This is a genomic window from Faecalibacterium sp. DFI.5.82, assembly GCF_029076575.1.
Classification (GTDB): domain Bacteria; phylum Bacillota; class Clostridia; order Oscillospirales; family Ruminococcaceae; genus Faecalibacterium; species Faecalibacterium duncaniae.
Window position 1 is genome coordinate 1 of sequence record NZ_JARFIS010000205.1, and the last position, 341, is coordinate 341.

General features: G+C 48.1%; 1 pseudogene. It reads left to right on the top strand.

Annotated features, from left to right (window positions below):
- A pseudogene (locus tag P0G09_RS16255) lies at nucleotides 1–341 on the top strand (hypothetical protein); the annotation flags it as partial.

Genomic DNA, 341 nt, shown 5'->3' on the forward strand with positions numbered 1-341 from the left:
GAGTATTGGTAAAAAAACAGCTGCGAAACTAAATCTTTTAGGCATTAATTCCGTTGGCGATCTAGCTCATACCGATCCTCATTGGCTCAAGCATGAATTTGGCATTGCCGGTACTCATCTTTACGCGTTGGCTTGGGGTATTGACCGCACTGATCTTTGCGTACGGCTGACCCCTAAAAATCCCAGCTGGAGCAGTTCACAGGTCATGCCTAAAGATCTCAGCCGTCAAAAAGACATTGAGCAGGGTATCATCAAGGTTGCCAACGACGTAATCGATCGACTCAGCAGGCATCATCAAAAAGCCGGTCGCATTCGCCTGGGAATTGGCTATGCCAATGGCG